We start from the raw sequence: 18,123 nt of genomic DNA, 5'->3' as shown, positions 1-18,123 counted from the left end.
GGTGAACGAGGCGCATGAAGGCGTCAACGCGGAGGGCAAGCGCAGTGCGGCCCACCATCTTCTTCAGGCGCTCGTCGACTGTGAGATCGAGTATGTTTTCGCAAATCTCGGCACCGATCACGCGCCGATCATCGAAGAGATGGCCCGCTGGCGCGCGGAGGGCCGTCGTGCCCCGCATGTGCTGTTGTGCCCGCATGAGAGCACGGCCGCGCATATGGCGATGGGTTATGCTTTCGCGACGGGCCGCGGGCAGGCGGTCCTCGTCCATGTCGATGTGGGAACGACCAATGCGGCCACCGCCATGCACAACGCGAACCGATCGCGGTTGCCGCTCCTCCTGATGGCGGGCAAGGCGCCGTACACAAGTCACGGTGAACTGCCCGGGACGCGGGACAACTACGTGCACTTCATTCAGGAGCCGCAGGACCAGGGTTCTGTCGTGCGTCCTTACGTGAAATGGGAATACACCCTGCAATCGGCGGTGCATGTGGGTGAAGTGGTGCGGCGTGCGCACACTGTCATGCAATCGGGGGCCAGGGGACCTGTCTACCTGATGCTTCCCCGAGAGGCGTTGACGGGCGAAGCCGACGCCGCCGAACTGCCGCACTTTCCGTCATCCAGGTTCGGAGAGATGCGGCCGCAGAGTGTCCCTCCTGCGGCATTGGAAGACCTCGCCGAGAGGCTTCTTCGCGCCGACCATCCGCTGATCATTACGTCCTATGCCGGGCATTCGGCCGGCACGTCGGAGGCCATCGAAAAGCTGTCCCTGTTGATCGGTGCCGCAGTCGTCGAGAACGCCATGGTGTCCAACTGCAATCATGAGATGGACACCTTCGCCGGCGGCTTGCCGGGAGACCGGCTGTCTGAAGCCGATGTGGGCCTTGTCGTGGACAGCGATGTTCCCTGGATTCCGTCCGAGAACCGTCCCGACGCGAATGCCTATTGGGCACACATCGATATCGACGCGCTCAAGATCGGATCGCCTGTCTGGAGCTTCCCGGCCAATCTTCGCCTCGAGGGACACAGCGCGGAGATCGTCGAAAGCCTCTGCGACATCGTCGCTGCCCGACGCACCCCCGAACAGGCAGAACGGGCTTCTGCGCGTGTCTCGGCCTTGCGCGCATCCGGCGAGAAGCGACGCGACTCGGCGCGCGAGGCAGCGTCCGATCCGGGGCAGCCCAATGCGCTCAATCCGCATCATGTCCTTCGAGCGCTTGGCGCGGCGCTTCGGCCCGACGATGTGATCTTTCACGAGGCCGTCCGAAACCAGCCAGTCATGGTGCGCCAGATCCCTCGTCCGCTCGGGGGCACCATGACCAGGACCGGGGGCGGCGGGCTCGGCGCGTCCGGCGGCATGGCGCTCGGATACAAGCTTGCACGCCCCGAGGCGCTTGTCGTGCAGATCGTCGGCGACGGAGCCTTCTACTACAACAACCCTGCGTCCATGTTCGCCGTTTCCCGGCAATATGACCTGCCGTTGCTGACCGTCGTGCTCGACAATGCCGGCTGGTCAGCGGTGAAGTCCTCGACGCGCAGGGTCTATCCCGACGGGGCGGCGGAACACGACGGTGATTTCGCTTCAGATTTTCGCGACGACACGGAATTCAGTGCCATGGCGGCGATGTTCGGCTTCACCGGCATCCGTCTCGATGATCCTGCCAGCGTCGCGGAAGAGGTGGCGAATGCGGTGGCACTCGCTCGTTCCGGAAAGTCGGTCCTGCTCCACGTCCGGCTGCCACGGCACTGACGACGGTCAACTGATCGCACTGAAGCGTGCGAGCAGAACGCGGGTGACGCCGTCGGAGAATTCCGCACCGAGATGCCCGCCATAGGCTTGCAGGTTCAGAGCCGCCGCATCGGCCGGGGACGCAGCGGCTTCGGGCAGAATTTCCGCCGCGTCCAGCATGGCTTGCTGGGCCTTCTCGGCAGAGAGCTCCACGGCCTTGATGCGTTCCCGAACGCCGTCCTGCGCTTCGCGGCCCGGCCCCAGATCCCGTTCCTTCATATGTCGCCGGAGGGCTCTCAGCGGCTGGACCACCTCATTGCGCCAGGGTTTGACCAAGTCATCCAACTGCCTGACACCGGAGGCGTCGATCACCTCGCCCTTGCTGGCACGCCACAGCAACCAGAGCATGAGGTTCACGTCGCCGCCAAACTGATCCTGGAGAGCGAGACACGCTTTCTGCGTTCCTGCGTCGTCATAGAACCGCAGCGAGAAAGGCCATAGCGCTTCAGCCATCGCGCCCCGCCTGCGACTCCAGCCAATCGATCGCTGCACGTGCCACGGCACCGATATGCTGGCGAATCGCTGCTTCAGAGCCTTCCGCGTCCCGCTCCAACAGCCGCTCGACGATATCGTCGAGTTCGGAAGCGCGACGTTCGGCGCGTTCCTGTTTGGCCAGCGAGCGGTAGCGCAGGAAGCCGATGCGATTGAACAGCTGGACGAAAACCCGGGCCATGTCGGGATTGCCGGCGCCCTTGAACAGGACCTCGTAGAACTCCGCCTTGACGGCCAGGCGTTCTTCCAGGTCCCCACTTTCGAGTGCCTTGCGAAAGCGCGCCGCGAGGACCTGGAGCGCTGCCATCTCCGCCGGACCCGCACGCGCCGTGAAGAGCCGGGCGGCGGCGCATTCGAGGATTTCCCGCAGCTCGTAGATTGACCGGGCAGCCTCCGCCGTCACCACGGCAACGAACGGTCTGCCGCGCGGCCCGGTGGCAACGAGCTGCTCGATCTCGAGTTGCCGCAGCGCTTCGCGCACGGAGGTGCGGCTGACACCCAGCGCTTCGCAGAGCTCACGCTCCAGGAGCCGCCCGCCGGGAGGGTAGTGGCCCGCCATGATCGCCCAGCGAATTTTCGCCAGCACCCGGTCGCGCAACAGCTCGACAGGCTGCTCCAGTGTGAGATCGACCTTCGCTGTTGTCATCGCTTACCTGCACGCCGTCGATGCTTCAAACCAGACCGGTGATCACTTCGACCACCGCAACCTCGCCATTCTTGACCCGGTTGACCGCCTCCCGCAAGGCAGGTGCGACGGCCTCGGGGTCATCGATTGGTCCTGCGGCCCACGCGCCGAAGCCGCGAGCGATGGCGGCGAGGTCGACATGGGGCTCCTCCGTGCGCTGGCCGATGTGAGCGCGGTCCACCGCGCGACCGCGCTGGTGGGCGACTTCACGCTGATGCAGTTCATCGTTGCCCCAGGAACGATTGTTCATGATCACCATCAAGAGCGGCGCCTTGTGGTGCGTTGCTGTCCACAGGGCGCCCGGCGCCATCATGAAATCGCCATCGCCTATGATCGACACCGGAAACACATCCTGATCCTTCAACGCGAGCGCGGCACCGACCGCGGCGCCGGGTCCATAGCCGACGCCGCCGCCGCCGTCGCCGCCGAGATAGTAGCCGCAGCCGGGGAAATCCCAGTAGCCGTCACGCCATGAGCGATGGTTTCGCACGACGAGGCGCCAGTCTTCGGCACTGACCGCTTCGTGCACCTCATGCGTGAGGCGATCCATGGAGACCGGGCTCTCCGACCATCGGCTTTCCAGCCGTTTTTTTGCGTTGCCCCGGACGGCGGCGTGGCGTTCGGCAAGCCGTTTGCGACGTGCTGCGATGGCCGGGCTCCCGCCAAGCCGCTCCGCCGCATCCGCCAACGCTTCCAGCGCCTTGAGCGGTGTTGCCTGGATTTGATCGTCCAGAGGCGGTGTCGGGCCGCCGAAGCGGCTCCACGAATTTCCGAACCAGTTGTTGAGAGAGACATCGATGACGTGGGCGTCGGCCGCTCCCGCCCCGGTGCCCATGATCTGGCTGCGCCCGGTGCCGTATCCACGCGTCGCCAGCGTCAGGTCGTGCACGTCGATTGCGAGTATGACGTCGGCTTCGCCGCGCGCCGCCTTGTCACCATTGAGGTTTTGAGGATGGGACGTTGGCAGGCAGACGGTGCATCGGTCATCGAGATAGGCGGCGCCGATGGCTTCCACCAACCGTATCAGGGGTTCGGTGGCGCGCGCTTCGATCCCGAGCCGGCCGCATACGACGAGCGGCGCTTCCGCTTCTATCAGGCGCCGAGCCACCCTTTCCACTGCTGCGGGGTCAGGCTGAAGATCCGGCGGCGGCGCATAGCGTGGCAGGGCGGCTCCCGTTTCCTGTGTGGCGTCCAGCGGTTCCTCCTGCAGTCCCGCGTCGAGGGAAACATAGACCGGTCCAGGGGGTCCGGTGCGCGCTATGCGCTCGGCGCGCAGCATTGAATCCATGGCACCGGCGAGTGTGGCGGGCTCGTCCGTCCATTTCACGTATGCACGCACGAGGTCTCCCTGCGTATTCGCCGAATGCGCCCAGTCGATGAAGCGCCTCTTGTCGGGGTCGGCAGGTCCTGACCCGCCCAGAATGACCATTGGCGTCTGGTCGCAGAAGGCGTTGAAGACCGACATCGAGCCATTCATCAATCCCACAAGGTTGTGAAGGATGGCGTATCCCGGCTTGCCGGACGCCTTCGCGTAGCCATGGGCCATGGCGACAGCGATGGCTTCATGTGTTGCGAGCGCGATCTTCGGGTTTTCATCGCCCAGATAGTTGACCAGCGAATCATGCAGTCCGCGATAGCTGGATCCCGGATTGAGGAAGACCCACTCCACGCCCCGGTCCCTCAGCGCCTGCGCCATGAGGTCGGAGCCCCATTCCATCTTCACCTGCGATGCCTCGCTCATTCGCTTTCTCCCCCGTTGCGCATTTTCGTATTACGTAATACATAATCTGCAATATCCACAGAACGCAATGCTTGGGGAGAGACCGACATGAACCATCTCGGAGACGCATTTATCGACGGCACTTGGCGTCCCGCACGCGGCAATGTTCTGGACGTCATCGATCCGGCGACCGAGACGTCGGCGGCGAAAATCACCTGCGGTTCGGCGGAGGATGTGGACGAGGCCGTTTCTGCCGCTCGTCGGGCATTCGGAGATTGGTCGACAACGAAGCCTGCCGATCGTGCGGATGTGCTCGACCGCATCGTTGCCGAATACGACCGCCGTGCCGATGATCTCGCCGATGCGATAAGCACCGAGATGGGCTCACCATTGTCGTTTTCGCGGAGCGTACAGGTCGTCATGCCGCGCGAAAGGTTCGTGATGGCCGCCAAGATCATCCGCGACTACGACTTCGAGGAACGGGTCGGGACGTCGCTGGTGGTGCGCGAACCGATCGGCGTCTGCGCCTTCATCACGCCGTGGAATTGGCCAATCAACCAGGCGGCGTCGAAGATCGCCTACGGCTTGGCCGCAGGGTGCACCATGGTCTGGAAACCTTCGGAGGTTTCGCCGCTCTCGGCAGTGATACTGAGCGAGATCGTCGCGTCGGCCGGCTTGCCGGCAGGCGTCTTCAACATGGTGCAGGGGGAGGGCCCGACCGTCGGAGCGCAGCTCTCTGCCCATCCCGACGTTGACATGGTCAGCTTCACCGGATCCACGCGGGGCGGCGTCGCGGTCGCCAAAGCGGCGGCAGACAGCGTCAAGCGCGTCCATCAGGAACTCGGAGGCAAGTCGGCCAATCTGATCTTGCCGTCGGCCGATTTCAAGCAGGCGGTTGCCGCCGGTACCAAGCTGTGTTTCCGCAATTCCGGCCAGTCATGCCAGGCGCCGACCCGGATGCTTGTCCAGCGTGAACGGCTCGCGGAGGCAGAGCAGATCGCTCGCAGCGCAGCCGAGGACATGAAGACGGGCGACCCCCGGGAGCAGGGCACGGACCTTGGCCCTCTCGTCAATGAAACCCAGTGGCGGCGGGTGGAGGATCTGATCCGGTCCGGCATCGATGAAGGCGCGCGCCTTGTCACCGGCGGCCCCGGCAAACCCGAGGGGCTGGAGGTCGGCTACTATGTGCGGCCGACCGTTTTCTCGAATGTGACGAACGACATGACCATCGCCCGCGAGGAGATCTTCGGTCCGGTGCTGTGTCTGATCGCCTATGACGACATCGACGAGGCCATCGCCATCGCCAACGATACCGACTACGGCCTGGCAACCTACATCTCGGCGACGGATACCGGTGAACTGCATGATGCTGCCCGGCGCATTCGTGTCGGGCGCGCCTACCTCAACTATGCGCCGGCAAAAGGCGATGTGCCGTTTGGCGGCTATCGCCATTCCGGGAACGGGCGCGAGCAGGGTGTACACGGCCTGGAAGACTTCACCGAACTGAAGGCGATCCTCGGCTTCGCCGCCGCCTGAGCGCCGGCGCATGAACCTGTTTGGAACGGAGATCTTTGCCGGGTTGCTTGCCTGGCAGGTGTATTTGCTCGGGGCGGTCTATGCGGCCGCCTTCTTCGTGAAAGGGATATTCGGCTACGGGGCTGTGCCGATCTTGATCCTTGCCGGATCGATGTTGGTGGAACCGCACCACGCCGTCGTGCTTGCCGCGGTGAGCAACCTCGCCACCCATGTGCAGTACCTGCCTGACGGATTGCGCAACGGCCAGCGGGCGCTCGTTGCGCGCGCCGCTCTCTTTCTGCTCCCTGCCATCGCCTTCGGGGTATGGGTCTTTGCCCGGCTCGAGGGCACGTCGCTCAGCATCCTCGCGGGCGGCATCATCCTCTTCTCGGTGCTCGCCGATGCTCGAGGCTGGCTGAAGCCGCTTGAACCCTGGGTGCGGGCGCATCCGCGTTTCAGCGCCCCTGTCTTCGGCACGACCGCCGGTCTGATCTCAGGGATCATCGGCGCCGGCGCCATCGCCTTCATCTCTCTCTATGTCCGTATCTTCGAACGGGAACGACAGGGGTTCCGTGGCACGATCATTCTCGTGACAGCCGTGATCCTCATTTGGCGCACAAGCATGCTCACGCTGGCCGGCGAGATCACATGGAGTGTGGCCGGCGAAGCGATGCTGCTGCTGCCTGGGGGGCTTCTTGCGGGTTGGCTCGGCACGCGCGTTTCGCGAAGGCTTGCAGACGCGACCTTCTTCCGTGCGTACCGAGCTGTGCTTTGCCTCGGCGCCGCGATCATGATCTTTCGAGGCCTTATGACCGCGGCCTAACCGCCCTGATAGGCACGCCAAAGCAGCGCGAGCGCGGTCCAGCCCAACACGGCGAGCACCAGATTGTCGAACAGCCTGATCGGAATTCGACGCGCCAGCACATTCCCACCCCACAAGCCGATGGCCACTGCCGGCAAGGTGAGCAGCCCGGTGGCCAGGACGCCTTCGGCGAACAAGCCCGTGACGCCCAGAACGGGGATCTGTACGGCTGCGAAGACGAAGAACATCACGCCGGTGGAAAACACGAACAAGGGCCGCGTCGGGCGCTGGGCGTGAAAGAACGTAATCCCGATCGGGCCCGAAATGCCGGTCAGGCCATGCAGCAGGCCTGCGGCAAGCCCAACCGGCAAGGCCAGGCGGCGCGCGGCCTGCGGTTGCATCGCGAGCGTCGGAGCCGCGAGCCGCAAGACGATGTAGATGATCAGGATTGCGGCGAGGCCGATCTCGAGCAGAGCCTCGGGGATGCTGACGAGCAACGAGGTCCCCACGGCAGTGCCGGCGCCTCCTGCGAGGATGAAGGGCAAGAGCGCTCCACGGTCCGCGAACGCATGGCGAAACTGCCAGACCTGCACGAGATTGGCCGCCGCGACAGGCACGGCGACGATCGCCAGTGCCTTTGGCAACCCGACAAGCAAAGCGAGACCGGGAATGGCGACCATGGGCAGCCCAATGCCGACAATCCCCTTCAGCGCGCCACCGATCGCCAGCAGGAGGAACGCGGCACCGAGGATTCCAGCACTCATCATGAAACACTCCGGACTATGACAATGTGCCAATCGCTTATGGGTGATGTGGCGACTGCGAACAGTGCTGTGATTGATTTTGTTGAGAAATCTGCCGGAAAGGGCAATTGACCTTCGCGCCTGCAACATAATTGTATCATAATTATAAGCCTTATCTCAGAATGAACCATAAATAATTTGACAATTTGCGCAATCGGACTGTAACGTTTGATGGCAATTGAGCGCGGTCTGGCGATTTCGAGCCCAGCACAAGCGCGACGTAGGGAGGAAAACATGAGAACCATTCAACAGCTGTTGTCGGCCACCGCCATCGCGGCAAGCGTCGCATTTTGCGGCCCCGCTGCGGCCCAGGACGCGCTCACCGAGGTCTCCATCGTGGTGTTCGGACCGCCGTCCCTCGGCGCGTTCCTGCCGCCGATCATCGAGAGCCAGGGCTTCGACGAGGCGCACGGGCTCGACATCACCTTCGAGCAGCGGACGCCGGACGCCTATGCCGCGCAGTTCAATTCCGGCGAATTCAAGGTGGGCGGCTCGGCGGCTCTGCTGACCGTCGGACTGGCTGAGGCGCGCGGCGTCGAGGCGACCTACCTTTTCAATCTCTTCGACTATTGGGGCGCGGTGGTCACGACACGTGACGACGTCCAGTCCCTGGGCGACCTGGCCGGCAAGGATCTTGCCGCCGCGACCGGAACGACCAATTACCAGATGTTTCGCTGGCTTGCCGCCCAGCAGGGTGTCGACCTGTCGACGGTCACGGCCGTGAACACGGCGCCCCCGGGCCTCGTCGGCTATGCGATGGCGGACCGTGCCGCCGCCGTGCAGCTCTGGGAGCCAGCTTTCACATCGCTGTCGGCGCAGAACGATGCGATCCGCTCGATCGACCTGAACATCAAGGGTGCGTGGGCCGAGTTCGCCGGATCGGAAAAGATCCCGTATCTCGGCGTCGCCGCGCATCGTGATTGGGTGGAAGCCAATCCCGAGGCCGTGGAGGCGCTCTTCGCCGCATACTCGGATGCCGCCGACTACGTGATGGCCAACCCCGAGGATGCCGCCGCGATCATCGCGGGCAACGGCACGGACGACGTGCGCAACAACTACGTCACTCTGATCAAGCAGAATGACCGGCTGGGGCTCAATGTGGCCAAGGCCTCGGACATGACGGAAGAAATCCGCAGCGTCTACAAGGTGGGTGTTGAACTCGGCTACCTGCCGAAAATGCCGACCGATGCCACGATCGATGGAGCAACAAGCGAATGAGCGATGTGGCTTCCGATCGGCAGTCCCTTGCCGAACCGGTGTTCGACATTGCGCGGTGGGCCTTCTGGCTCGCCGCGCCCTTCGTCCTGATCGCGGTCGCGTGGCAGGTCGCCTCGCTGTTCTTTCCGCCGTTCCTGTTTCCGTCACTCATCGACGTCTTTGCGAGAGTGTGGACGATCCTTACCACCTGGTCGCAGTTCACCTCGGTTCTCGCGACCGCGATGCGTATTCTGGGTGGATTGGCAGGGGCGTTCCTGCTCGGCGCGGTTCTGGGTGTCGCCATTGCGAATTTCCGGGCGGCCGATCGGTTGCTCACACCCACCTTGACCTTCTTTCAAGGTATCCCGGCGCTCTCCTGGGTCGTATTCGCCATCATCTGGTTCCACGGAGTCGAGTTCCGCATCCTCTTCATCATGGTGATCACGACGCTGCCGGCATTCACCTTTCAGATCGTCGGCGCGTTGCGCGGCATGGACAAGGACCTTCTCGAGATGGTCATGAGCTTCCGTCCCACGCGATGGAAGTTCTTCACGGCGATGGTGCTCCCGGCCGTCCTTCCCGAGGTCATCACCGCGTGGAAGGTCAATCTCGGCAACGCGTCGCGCGTGGTGGTGGTTGCGGAACTCGTCGGATCCTCCGGCGGTGTCGGCTACCAGCTCCTCCAGCAACAGCAACTCTTCGACATGGCCGGTGCGCTGGCCTGGACCCTGCAACTGGTTTTCTTCGTCCTTCTGTTCCAGTGGATCCTGTCGAAATTCGAGCAAGTTGCCGTCAGGCATCGTTCGAAATCCGAACGCAGCTAAGGGGCGGTCTCATGAATGTGCTGAAGGCAGATCAGATGCTATCCCTCGAAGACATGCGTTACGCCGCGCCTGAAGGCGCCGAAGTCGAGATCGCGTTCCGAAACGTATCGAAGCGTTTCGGCTCTCTCCTCGCCGTCGACGATCTCTCGCTCGAGATCCACAAAGGCGCGCTTGTCGCGCTGCTCGGCAAGACCGGCTGTGGCAAGTCGACCATGTTCAACATGATCTCCGGCCTGATGTCGCCAACCGAAGGCACGGTCGAAGTGATGGGCAATTCGCCCTTCTCCGATTTCAACTCGTATCGGGGGAAGATGGCCATCGTCTTCCAGTCCGACAGGTTGCTGCCCTGGCGCAGCGCCGTGAAGAATGTCGAATTCGGACTCGAGACGCTGGGGCTCTCCGCCGCCGAGCGTACCGAGCGGGCGCTCTACTGGCTGAATGCACTGGGGCTGAGAGGGCACGAGAACGACTATCCGCATGCGCTGTCAGGCGGGATGCGCCAGCGCGTTTCCATCAGTCGGGCCTTTGCCACCGACGCGCCGCTGCTACTGTGCGACGAACCGTTCTCCGCGCTGGATGAAATCACCTCGCGGCGGCTTCGGACCGAATTCGCGCGCCTTGTTCGGGAGAACAAGAAGACGGCGGTGTTCATCACCCACTCGATCGACGAAGCGTTCGACATTGGCGACCGCATCGTCGTGTTGAAGCGTCCGGCGGAGATCGCGCTCGATCTGAGGATGTCGGCAGACATCGGCGATGCCGACCGCGAGCGGATCCGAAGCACGATACACGACACGCTCGACACCTGACGCGTCGGCCGGGGTGTCGGTGTTGCCGTTGGCGGCAGCGGCACCTTCCCGTTCGTGAGCCGAGCCGGAAACCGACCCGGCCCGGCCAAGACTAGCCGGGCTGCGGGCCCGCCCGCGTGCCTTTCCGAAGAGGAGTTGTCCGAGCGCTTGCGCAGCGCTCGTCCCTCGGTCAGGCCGTCGGAATCTCGCCGGCTTTCTTGGGAACATGGTAGCCGGTTTGCACGGCCGGGCGCGCCGCGACCCGTTGGTACCAGGCGCGGACATTGGGGAATTCGGCGAGGTCGATCCCCTGCCATTCGAAGCGCGAGATCCACGGCCACAACGCCATGTCCGCGATCGTGTATTCGTCGACCAGATAGTCGCGGCCTTCCAGGCGCGTGTTCAGGACGCCGTAGAGGCGCTTGGCCTCGGCGGAAAAGCGCTCCTCGGCATAGGGCGCCTTGCCGGGGTTGAAATGCACGAAGTGGTGAACCTGGCCGAGCATCGGGCCCGGGCCTCCCATCTGCCACATCAGCCATTCCAGCGTGCGATAGCGCGCCTCGCCTTCTTTCGGCAGAAACTTCCCGTATTTCTCGGCGAGATAGATCAGGATCGCGCCCGATTCCATCAGCGTCATGCCAGTGTCGCGGTCGACGATCGCCGGGATCTTGTTGTTCGGGCTGATCTTCAGATAGTCCGGCGCCTTCTGCTCTCCCTCGCCGATATTGATCGGGTGCACGGTGTAGTCGATACCGAGTTCTTCCAGCATGATGGAGACCTTGCGGCCGTTTGGCGTGGTCCAGGTGTAGAAATCGATCACGGCGATACTCCGAATGTTCGTGTGTCAGCGAACCCGGGTCGGGCTCTTGTTGCGGTGAGGTCTTTGGCGGGCCGACTGAACGGGCGGGTGCCAAGTCTTGTCGGCTTGAAGGGTCTGCAATGGCGTTCTTGCCTTGGTAGGCCTTCCGGCGCTGATCCGCAACGAGGATCGCCCGGCGACAGACGCGCTCGGCAGCCTGCTTGCGAACGGGATATCGACGTCTGCTTCGCCGAGGCGCGCGTTATCGTCCGGCGACGATCCTCTCGGCCGCCAGCCACGCCAGCGCCATGACCGGGCCGTTGGTGTTGCTGGAAACCGGGGCGGGGATCACCGAGGCGTCGACCACGCGCAATCCTTCGACGCCGCGAACGCGGAGACCGTCGTCGACCACGGCCATGCCGTCATCGCCCATCCGGCATGTGCCGACGGCGTGGAGGCCCGACACGAAGCTTCCCCGAAACGCCTTCAGCATCTCGGCGTCACCCGTCACGGAGGCACCCGGCCAGATTTCCTTTTCCAGGAAGCGGGCGAGCGGCGGCTGGCTGGCGAAATCGCGCATGGCGCGCATCATGGCAACGGCGAGAGACCGGTCGCTCTCGGCATGCAGCCAACGCGGGACGATTGCTGGCAGGTCGCAGATGGACCCGCTGCGGATGGAGACCGTGCCGCGGCTGTCCGGGCGGAGCGCGTAGCCGATCACCGTCAGCCCGGGCTCGGCTTCGAGGCGGAGCCGGCCCTGCAGAAGACCACGCGCGAAGGTGTAGGGCGACAGCGAGATCTGGATGTCGGGGTAGTCCGCCAACGGCGACGAGCGCACGAAAGCACCCATTTCCGACGCCCCGTAGCTCATCAGGCCCGTACCGGTCAGGTAGTATCGCGCGACTTCACGGATAAGCGCGACCCCTCTCAGCCGGGCGTTGTGGCTCGGAAAGTCCCTGAGCCGTTGGGGCAGGGCGATCACGAGGTGTTCGGCCAGGTTCTCGCCGACGCCGGGCAGGTCGGTCACGCACCTCACGCCGGCGGCTCGCAGGACCCTTTCCGGTCCGATCCCCGAAAGCTGGAGCAGCTGCGGCGACTGCATCGTCCCGCACGAAAGGATGATCTCCCGGCCGCGAACGGTATCCACCTGCCGGCCCCGCCGGAACGCGACACCCCTGGCGCGCCCGCCCTCGACCAGGATTCGTGTCGCCTGCGCGTTCGCCATCACCGTGACGTTGCGGCGGCCGCGGACGGGATCGAGAAATGTGCGCGCCGCGCTCGAGCGCCGTCCGCTTCTGCCGACGGTGTGTGCATAGGTGCCGACGGCCTCTTCGCCCGCGCCACGGATGATGTCTCTCGGCTGCAATCCCATGGCACGGCCGGCCTCGATGACCGCGCTGCACAGCGGTTCGGCGAGGGGGCGGGTGCCGGTGTCGAGCGGGCCGCCGCTGCCGTCGGGTTTGCGTTCAAGCGCTGCAAAGGCGCGTTGAAACTGCTTCCAGTCCCAACCGCCGACGCCGAATTTGCTCCATGCGTCATAGTCCTGCGGCGCGCCGTGGCAGTAGACCATGCCGTTGATGGCGCTCGACCCGCCGATCCCGCGCCCGCGCGCCCAGCTTTCGCCGGCAGGGCGGCCTTCCTCCGGTTCGACCGGGAAGGACCAGGCGCGATGCTTGTGCGCGGTCAGCGTGACCCATCCGCGCGGCATGTCCGACAAAGGGTGATACCAGCCCGGTCCCGCTTCCATCAGCAGGACGCGGCACCCGGGATCCTCGCTCAGGCGGTTGGCGAGCACGCATCCGGCTGACCCGCCGCCGACGATCACATAGTCGTAGTCCGGCGAACGCCCGGACCGCGCGACCCTAGACGTGATAGCCGCCATCGACATTGATGACCTGACCGCTGACGAAACGCGCCCGGCCCGAGGCGAGATAGGTGACGGCTTCCGCCACGTCGATGGGCGCGCCCCAGAACTTCAGCGGCACGTTGGCGGCCGCCGCGGCGACGTATTTCTCGTCGATGAAGCCCTGCTTGATGAGTTCCGGATGCTGACCGGCGTCGATGATGCCGAGCGCGACGCCATTGGCGCGGACGCCGTAACGGCCTTCCTCTTTCGCCACGGCCTTCATGATCGCGTTGACGCCGGATTTCGGCACGACGGAGAGGCCGTCGGCGGAGGCGTAGCGGAATTGCGCGGCGCTCTGCACGGCAACGATCGATCCCCGCGCCTCGCGCAGGTGCGGAATGGCGTAATGCACGACGTTGAAGAAGCCGAACGTGTCCTGAAGCAGGTGCTTCTTCATCAGCGCCGGCTCGACCTTGCTCAGGTGGATCAGCGGCACGAGCGGACCGGCTGCATAGACGAGCGTGTGGATGCCGCCCTGCGAAGCGACGTCTTCGACCAGTTGGCGAACGGGCTCCGGTTCCTCGATGTTGATCTGGTGAAGCGAGGCTTGCCGGCCCTCGTCGCGCACGAGGGCGGCGGCCGCTTCGGCCTTCCCCTGGTTGCTGTAATAGGTCAGCGCGACATCGCAGCCGTCACGCGCCAGAACGCGGCAGATTTCGGCGCCGACGCCGCCGCTGCCACCGATGACAAGGGCGCGCGCGCCCTGGGGAAAGAGATCTGCCGCTTCGCTCATCGTCGTCCTCGTTGGTTGTCACATCTGCATCGCGCGTTGGGCGTAGCGCCAGCCGAGTTCGGAAACGGGGCGGGCAAGCGCGCCGGCCTCGCGGGCATGCGCGTTGGAGGCGGTGCCCTCGGTCACGCGTTTCATGATGCCCTGGCGGATCGCGGCGACGCGAAACAGGCAGAATGCCAGATAGGCGTACCAGTCCCGGTCGCTGACGTCCTGCTGGCCGGTCGCGGCGAGATAGGCGTCGCGGTATTCGCGTTCTCCGGGAATGCCGAGCGGCGCGAGGTCGATATCGGCGAGCCCCCGATAGGGCTTGCGCGGAAAGTGCCAGCTCAGCATGTGATAGGCGAAGTCTGCCACGGGGTCGCCGATGGTCGACAACTCCCAATCGACGACCGCCAGGATGCGCGGTTCGGCCGGATGGAAGATCATGTTGTCGATCCGGTAGTCGCCGTGAATGAGGCTCGCGCGGCGCTGGACGGGGATGTTCTCGGGCAGCCAGTCGATCAGGCGGTCCATCGCCTCGATGGTCTCCGTCTCCGACGCGCGATACTGCTTCGACCAGCGCGCGACCTGGCGCGCCACATAGTCGTTCGGACGGCCGAAATCCTCCAGCCCCGCCGCGACATGGTCGATCTGGTGCAATCTCGCGATGACGCGGCCCATTTCGGCATAGATCGCCCTGCGATCGGCAGGCGCCAGGTCCGGAAGCCAGGGTTCCCAGAACGAGCGGCCCTCCACGTAATCCATGATGTAGAACATGGTGCCGACGACGCCGTCGTCGTCGCAGAGCAGGCGTGGACGGGCCACGGGCACGCCATTGTCGCAGAGGGCGGAAATGACGCGGAATTCGCGATCGACGGCGTGCGCGGACGGTAGGAGCTTGCCGTCCGGCTTCTTGCGAAGCACGAGCTTGCGCTCGCCGTCGAAGGAGAGAACCATGGTCGGGTTCGATTGGCCGCCGCGGAAACGCTCGACGGTTAGGTCGCCGTCACAGCCCGGCAGATGGCCGCGGAGATAGGCCTGCAGCCGCGCAGGCTCGATCGGGCTGTCCGGGGGCAGCGGTTCCGTGCCGACGAAACGGGCGGCGTCCATGGGTCAGGACGCCTCGGCGTATTTCTTGAGTTCCAGACGGCCGATCTGGTTGCGATGCACTTCGTCCGGGCCGTCGGCGAAACGGATCTTGCGGGCATGGGCGTAGTAATTGGCCAAGAGGAAGTCCTGCGACACGCCGGCGCCGCCATGGGCCTGGATCGCCCAGTCGATGACCTTGCAGGCCATGTTCGGCGCCGCGACCTTGATCATGGCGATTTCGGCGCGGGCCGCCTTGTTGCCGACCGTGTCCATCATGAAGGCGGCTTTCAGCGTCAGAAGCCTTGCCTGGTCGATGGCGATGCGCGATTCCGCGATGCGTTCCAGCGTCACGGTCTGCTCGGCAATCGGCTTGCCGAAGGTCACGCGCTTGGTGACACGGCGGCACATCATCTCAAGGCAGCGTTCGGCCAGGCCGATCAGCCGCATGCAGTGATGGATGCGGCCCGGTCCGAGCCGGCCCTGCGCGATTTCGAAACCGCGGCCTTCGCCCAGGAGCATGTTGGTGGCCGGCACCCGGACGTCGTTGAAGACGATCTCCATGTGCCCGTGCGGCGCGTCGTCATAGCCGAAGACGGTGAGCGGGCGGATGACCTCCACACCGGGCGTGTCGCGCGGCACGAGGATCATCGATTGCTGCTTGTGCTTGGGCGCGTCCGGATCGGTCTTGCCCATGAAGATCATCAACCCGCAATGCGGATCGCCGACGCCGGAAATCCACCATTTGCGCCCGTTGATCACATAGTCGCCGCCGTCGCGAACGATCGAGCTCTGGATGTTGGTCGCGTCGCTGGACGCGACGTCCGGCTCGGTCATCGCGAAGGCCGAGCGCATGGTGCCGTCCAGCATCGGGGGCAGCCAGCGCGCCTTTTGCTCTTCGGTGCCGTAGCGCTCGATCGTCTCGATGTTGCCGGTGTCGGGAGCGGCGCAGTTGAAGATCTGCGGCGAGAAATGCACCCGACCCATCACTTCGCAGAGAGGAGCGTATTCCGTGTTGGTCAGCCCGGCGCCGTGTTCGGAATCGGGCAGGAACAGGTTCCACAAGCCCTTGGCGCGAGCCTTCTCCTTCAACTCGTCGATGATCGCCGGGCTGCCCCAGCGATCCTCGGCAACTTGCTGGTAGTAGAGCTTCTCGTTCGGGTAGACATGGTCGGCCATGAATTCGGTGAGCGAATCCAGAAGGCGTTTCGTCTTGTCGCTGTGTTCGAAATCCATGGTCGACCGATGTCCGTTTGTTGGCGAGGGGAGGCGGGAGGTCAGGCGGCCGGGCGGATACCGGGCGGATTGTCCCTGAGCACCTTGGCGCGGACATTGTGAGGATCGACCCTGTTGATGAGCTCGATCTGCTCTTGCGTGGGCGCCGCGGTCTCCGTCATGCCGTCCGCCTTCAGCATCGGGAAGCCGGTGTTGTCCTGCACCTCGTCGAAGCTCACGCCGGGATGCAGCGACAGGACGCGCGCCGCATGGTCAGGCCCGTTGAAGTCGAAGACGCAGAGATTGGTGACGATCAGTCCCAGCTTTACGAAGTCTTCCGGTGCGTTGGCCGGCCAGGTGTCTTTCTTGAAGCCGACGCTGGCGACCACGTCGACCTCGCCCTCGATGAAGGTGCGCTTGGAGTGGTTGGGCAGGAACATGGAGTTCTTGTGCGAGACGCTGTTCCCGGGAAAACCGCGAACGCCGAGCATCTGGACCTTCGGCTTCTTGAAGTCGGGGCCGAGCGCCGAGATGTTGGCCTGTCCCCAGCGGTCGACCTGCACCGGCGTCACCATCGCGTGGCGACGACCCGACCAGACGCTGTCGAAGACGCGGGTGTAGTGCATCCGGCCCGTATATTTCGGCTTGTAGTCGCCGCGCGGACCGATCGGGACCGGTTCCTCGGTCAGGAAGGCTTCGCCGTCCGTCAGTTGCAGGCCGGGTTCGAAGGTCATCTTGGCAAGGCTGACCGCCAGGCGCGGCAGCGGGCCGATGCCCGTGCCCAGCAATTCGCCGTCGCCCCGCCACGCCTCGGCGGCCGCGACGACGATCAGTTCCGCGAGAGTGAAGTCTTGTGCAGTGGTCATGGCGCGTCCGTCAGAAAGTGGGAATGGGAAGGGTGCGGATGTGCTCGCCGCCGCCGACGCTTTCGAGATAGCTCTGCTCGTCGCCCGCGATGTGCTTGTCGAAGAAGGGCTGCCAGCCGTTTTCCTCGTTGGCCGAGGCCGCATAGGCCTTCAGATGCGCCTCGTCCCAACCATAGCTCGCATGCATGGTGGTCGGATGCGCGCCGAGGGGAGTTTCGACGACACCTGTCACCAGATAGGGCTCGAACAGGTTGGCCTTGAGGTCCTCGGGATCCTCCGAGGCGATCGTGTCCACCAGTTCCTCGGTGGTCACGTAGACCTTGTCTGCGGCCCTGGCGAAGAACTCGTCGAAATAGGGATCAGGCCCGAAAGTCAGTGTGTTACCGGCGCGGTCGGCGCGGCTGACATGGATCAGCGCCGCGTCCAGCTTGATCGCCGGCATCGCCAGCAACTCCTCGCCGTCCGCATAGGGCGACGTCACGGTCTTGAAGTCCGGGTTGTTCGACATCACCGCCGACCCCACCCCAACCCGCGTCGCAACGAAGGGGACGCAATGGCCCGCGGCGCGCAGGCCGAGATAGAGCAGGCCCTCGTCCAGTTCGCAGACGTCGAGCGTGCCTTCCTGGCGTGCCTTGCGGAAATAGGGCTCGATCGGAATGAAATCGAGCGAGACGAAACCGTAGGTCGCCTTGGCGAGCTTGCCGGCGGCCGAGAGCATGCCGACTTCGGGGCCGCCATAGGCCACGATCGTCAGATCCTTCAGATCCGATCGAAGGATCTCGCGGATCAGGGCCATGGGCTTGCGCCGCGGACCCCAACCGCCGACACCGATCGTCATGCCGTCGCGCAGCTCGGCGACCACGGACTTGAGGGACATTTCCTTGTTCATGGGCGAATTATCCGTCCTGCGAGTTCATTGGGGGGTGG

The 18,123-nt window shown here is 64.5% G+C and carries 17 protein-coding genes; 6 read left to right on the top strand and 11 right to left on the bottom strand.

Annotation, left to right across the window (positions count from 1 at the left end; translation table 11 throughout):
* The first annotated feature begins 1 nt into the window (after position 1).
* Positions 2–1,747, top strand: a complete 1,746-nt coding sequence (locus tag MRY80_RS05690; protein ID WP_293289623.1) for a thiamine pyrophosphate-requiring protein — start codon at positions 2–4, stop codon at positions 1,745–1,747.
* Positions 1,748–1,753: 6 nt separating this feature from the next.
* Here MRY80_RS05690 and MRY80_RS05685 read toward each other — a convergent pair whose 3' ends face one another.
* Genes MRY80_RS05685 through MRY80_RS05675 form a run of 3 tightly spaced genes read right to left on the bottom strand, consistent with a single transcriptional unit; the run spans position 1,754 to position 4,659 of the window.
* A complete protein-coding gene (locus MRY80_RS05685; RefSeq protein WP_293288901.1) occupies positions 1,754–2,239 on the bottom strand; it encodes a TIGR02444 family protein in 486 nt (161 codons plus the stop codon).
* Positions 2,232–2,924, bottom strand: coding sequence for a GntR family transcriptional regulator (locus MRY80_RS05680; RefSeq protein WP_293288899.1), 693 nt, complete (start codon positions 2,922–2,924; stop codon positions 2,232–2,234). Before MRY80_RS05680 ends, MRY80_RS05685 begins: the two co-directional genes overlap by 8 nt.
* 25 nt (positions 2,925–2,949) lie before the next feature.
* Entirely contained in the window at positions 2,950–4,659 is a 1,710-nt protein-coding gene (locus tag MRY80_RS05675) for a thiamine pyrophosphate-dependent enzyme (RefSeq protein WP_293288897.1), read from the bottom strand.
* A 132-nt stretch (positions 4,660–4,791) separates the two neighbouring features.
* Between MRY80_RS05675 and MRY80_RS05670 the strand changes: the two genes are divergently transcribed.
* Entirely contained in the window at positions 4,792–6,219 is a 1,428-nt protein-coding gene (locus MRY80_RS05670) for an aldehyde dehydrogenase family protein (protein WP_293288895.1), read from the top strand.
* 10 nt (positions 6,220–6,229) lie between these two features.
* Positions 6,230–7,021, top strand: coding sequence for a TSUP family transporter (locus MRY80_RS05665; protein WP_293288893.1), 792 nt, complete (start codon positions 6,230–6,232; stop codon positions 7,019–7,021).
* On the opposite strand, the gene MRY80_RS05660 is transcribed toward MRY80_RS05665, so the two are convergent.
* Positions 7,018–7,893 (bottom strand): sulfite exporter TauE/SafE family protein, encoded by an 876-nt coding sequence (locus tag MRY80_RS05660; protein WP_293288891.1) that lies wholly within the window; start codon positions 7,891–7,893, stop codon positions 7,018–7,020. The two genes, MRY80_RS05665 and MRY80_RS05660, sit on opposite strands and share 4 nt — an antisense overlap.
* Positions 7,894–8,037: 144 nt before the next feature.
* Between MRY80_RS05660 and MRY80_RS05655 the strand changes: the two genes are divergently transcribed.
* The 3 genes from MRY80_RS05655 to MRY80_RS05645 are packed head-to-tail and all read left to right on the top strand — an operon-like array spanning position 8,038 to position 10,633.
* Positions 8,038–9,021, top strand: a complete 984-nt coding sequence (locus tag MRY80_RS05655) for an ABC transporter substrate-binding protein (RefSeq protein WP_293288890.1) — start codon at positions 8,038–8,040, stop codon at positions 9,019–9,021.
* Positions 9,018–9,824 carry an ABC transporter permease subunit gene (locus MRY80_RS05650; RefSeq protein ID WP_293288889.1) on the top strand — a complete coding sequence of 269 codons (807 nt, stop codon included), beginning with the start codon at positions 9,018–9,020 and terminating at the stop codon, positions 9,822–9,824. The genes MRY80_RS05655 and MRY80_RS05650 overlap by 4 nt, the downstream gene beginning before the upstream one ends.
* 35 nt (positions 9,825–9,859) lie before the next feature.
* Entirely contained in the window at positions 9,860–10,633 is a 774-nt protein-coding gene (locus tag MRY80_RS05645) for an ABC transporter ATP-binding protein (RefSeq protein WP_293288888.1), read from the top strand.
* Positions 10,634–10,802: 169 nt separating this feature from the next.
* Here MRY80_RS05645 and MRY80_RS05640 read toward each other — a convergent pair whose 3' ends face one another.
* The 7 genes from MRY80_RS05640 to MRY80_RS05610 form a co-directional block, all read right to left on the bottom strand.
* Positions 10,803–11,432: a glutathione S-transferase N-terminal domain-containing protein gene (locus MRY80_RS05640; RefSeq protein WP_293288886.1), complete on the bottom strand. Its 630-nt coding sequence runs from the start codon at positions 11,430–11,432 to the stop codon at positions 10,803–10,805.
* Positions 11,433–11,673: 241 nt separating this feature from the next.
* Entirely contained in the window at positions 11,674–13,293 is a 1,620-nt protein-coding gene (locus MRY80_RS05635; protein WP_293288884.1) for a GMC family oxidoreductase N-terminal domain-containing protein, read from the bottom strand.
* Positions 13,274–14,050 (bottom strand): SDR family oxidoreductase, encoded by a 777-nt coding sequence (locus tag MRY80_RS05630; RefSeq protein ID WP_293288882.1) that lies wholly within the window; start codon positions 14,048–14,050, stop codon positions 13,274–13,276. Before MRY80_RS05630 ends, MRY80_RS05635 begins: the two co-directional genes overlap by 20 nt.
* A gap of 18 nt (positions 14,051–14,068) precedes the next feature.
* Positions 14,069–15,139 (bottom strand): phosphotransferase family protein, encoded by a 1,071-nt coding sequence (locus MRY80_RS05625; protein ID WP_293288880.1) that lies wholly within the window; start codon positions 15,137–15,139, stop codon positions 14,069–14,071.
* A gap of 3 nt (positions 15,140–15,142) precedes the next feature.
* Positions 15,143–16,351, bottom strand: coding sequence for an acyl-CoA dehydrogenase family protein (locus MRY80_RS05620; RefSeq protein ID WP_293288878.1), 1,209 nt, complete (start codon positions 16,349–16,351; stop codon positions 15,143–15,145).
* A gap of 41 nt (positions 16,352–16,392) precedes the next feature.
* Entirely contained in the window at positions 16,393–17,196 is an 804-nt protein-coding gene (locus MRY80_RS05615; protein ID WP_293288876.1) for a ketoacid CoA transferase, read from the bottom strand.
* Between the two features lie 10 nt (positions 17,197–17,206).
* Entirely contained in the window at positions 17,207–18,085 is an 879-nt protein-coding gene (locus MRY80_RS05610; RefSeq protein ID WP_293288874.1) for a CoA-transferase, read from the bottom strand.
* Positions 18,086–18,123: the final 38 nt, after the last annotated feature.

The organism is Oricola sp., assembly GCF_022763245.1.
Classification (GTDB): Bacteria; Pseudomonadota; Alphaproteobacteria; order Rhizobiales; family Rhizobiaceae; genus Oricola.
This window is presented reverse-complemented; position numbering and strand designations above follow the sequence as displayed.

Coding starts and splice junctions, on each gene's coding strand:
- MRY80_RS05685 (WP_293288901.1), bottom strand. CDS start 2,239: ATGGCTGAAGCGCTATGGCCTTTCTCGCTGCGGTTCTATGACGACGCA.
- MRY80_RS05680 (WP_293288899.1), bottom strand. CDS start 2,924: ATGACAACAGCGAAGGTCGATCTCACACTGGAGCAGCCTGTCGAGCTG.
- MRY80_RS05675 (WP_293288897.1), bottom strand. CDS start 4,659: ATGGCGCAGGCGCTGAGGGACCGGGGCGTGGAGTGGGTCTTCCTCAAT.
- MRY80_RS05670 (WP_293288895.1), top strand. CDS start 4,792: ATGAACCATCTCGGAGACGCATTTATCGACGGCACTTGGCGTCCCGCA.
- MRY80_RS05665 (WP_293288893.1), top strand. CDS start 6,230: ATGAACCTGTTTGGAACGGAGATCTTTGCCGGGTTGCTTGCCTGGCAG.
- MRY80_RS05660 (WP_293288891.1), bottom strand. CDS start 7,893: ATGTTGCAGGCGCGAAGGTCAATTGCCCTTTCCGGCAGATTTCTCAAC.
- MRY80_RS05655 (WP_293288890.1), top strand. CDS start 8,038: ATGAGAACCATTCAACAGCTGTTGTCGGCCACCGCCATCGCGGCAAGC.
- MRY80_RS05650 (WP_293288889.1), top strand. CDS start 9,018: ATGAGCGATGTGGCTTCCGATCGGCAGTCCCTTGCCGAACCGGTGTTC.
- MRY80_RS05645 (WP_293288888.1), top strand. CDS start 9,860: ATGCTATCCCTCGAAGACATGCGTTACGCCGCGCCTGAAGGCGCCGAA.
- MRY80_RS05635 (WP_293288884.1), bottom strand. CDS start 13,293: ATGGCGGCTATCACGTCTAGGGTCGCGCGGTCCGGGCGTTCGCCGGAC.
- MRY80_RS05630 (WP_293288882.1), bottom strand. CDS start 14,050: ATGAGCGAAGCGGCAGATCTCTTTCCCCAGGGCGCGCGCGCCCTTGTC.
- MRY80_RS05625 (WP_293288880.1), bottom strand. CDS start 15,139: ATGGACGCCGCCCGTTTCGTCGGCACGGAACCGCTGCCCCCGGACAGC.
- MRY80_RS05620 (WP_293288878.1), bottom strand. CDS start 16,351: ATGGATTTCGAACACAGCGACAAGACGAAACGCCTTCTGGATTCGCTC.
- MRY80_RS05615 (WP_293288876.1), bottom strand. CDS start 17,196: ATGACCACTGCACAAGACTTCACTCTCGCGGAACTGATCGTCGTCGCG.
- MRY80_RS05610 (WP_293288874.1), bottom strand. CDS start 18,085: ATGAACAAGGAAATGTCCCTCAAGTCCGTGGTCGCCGAGCTGCGCGAC.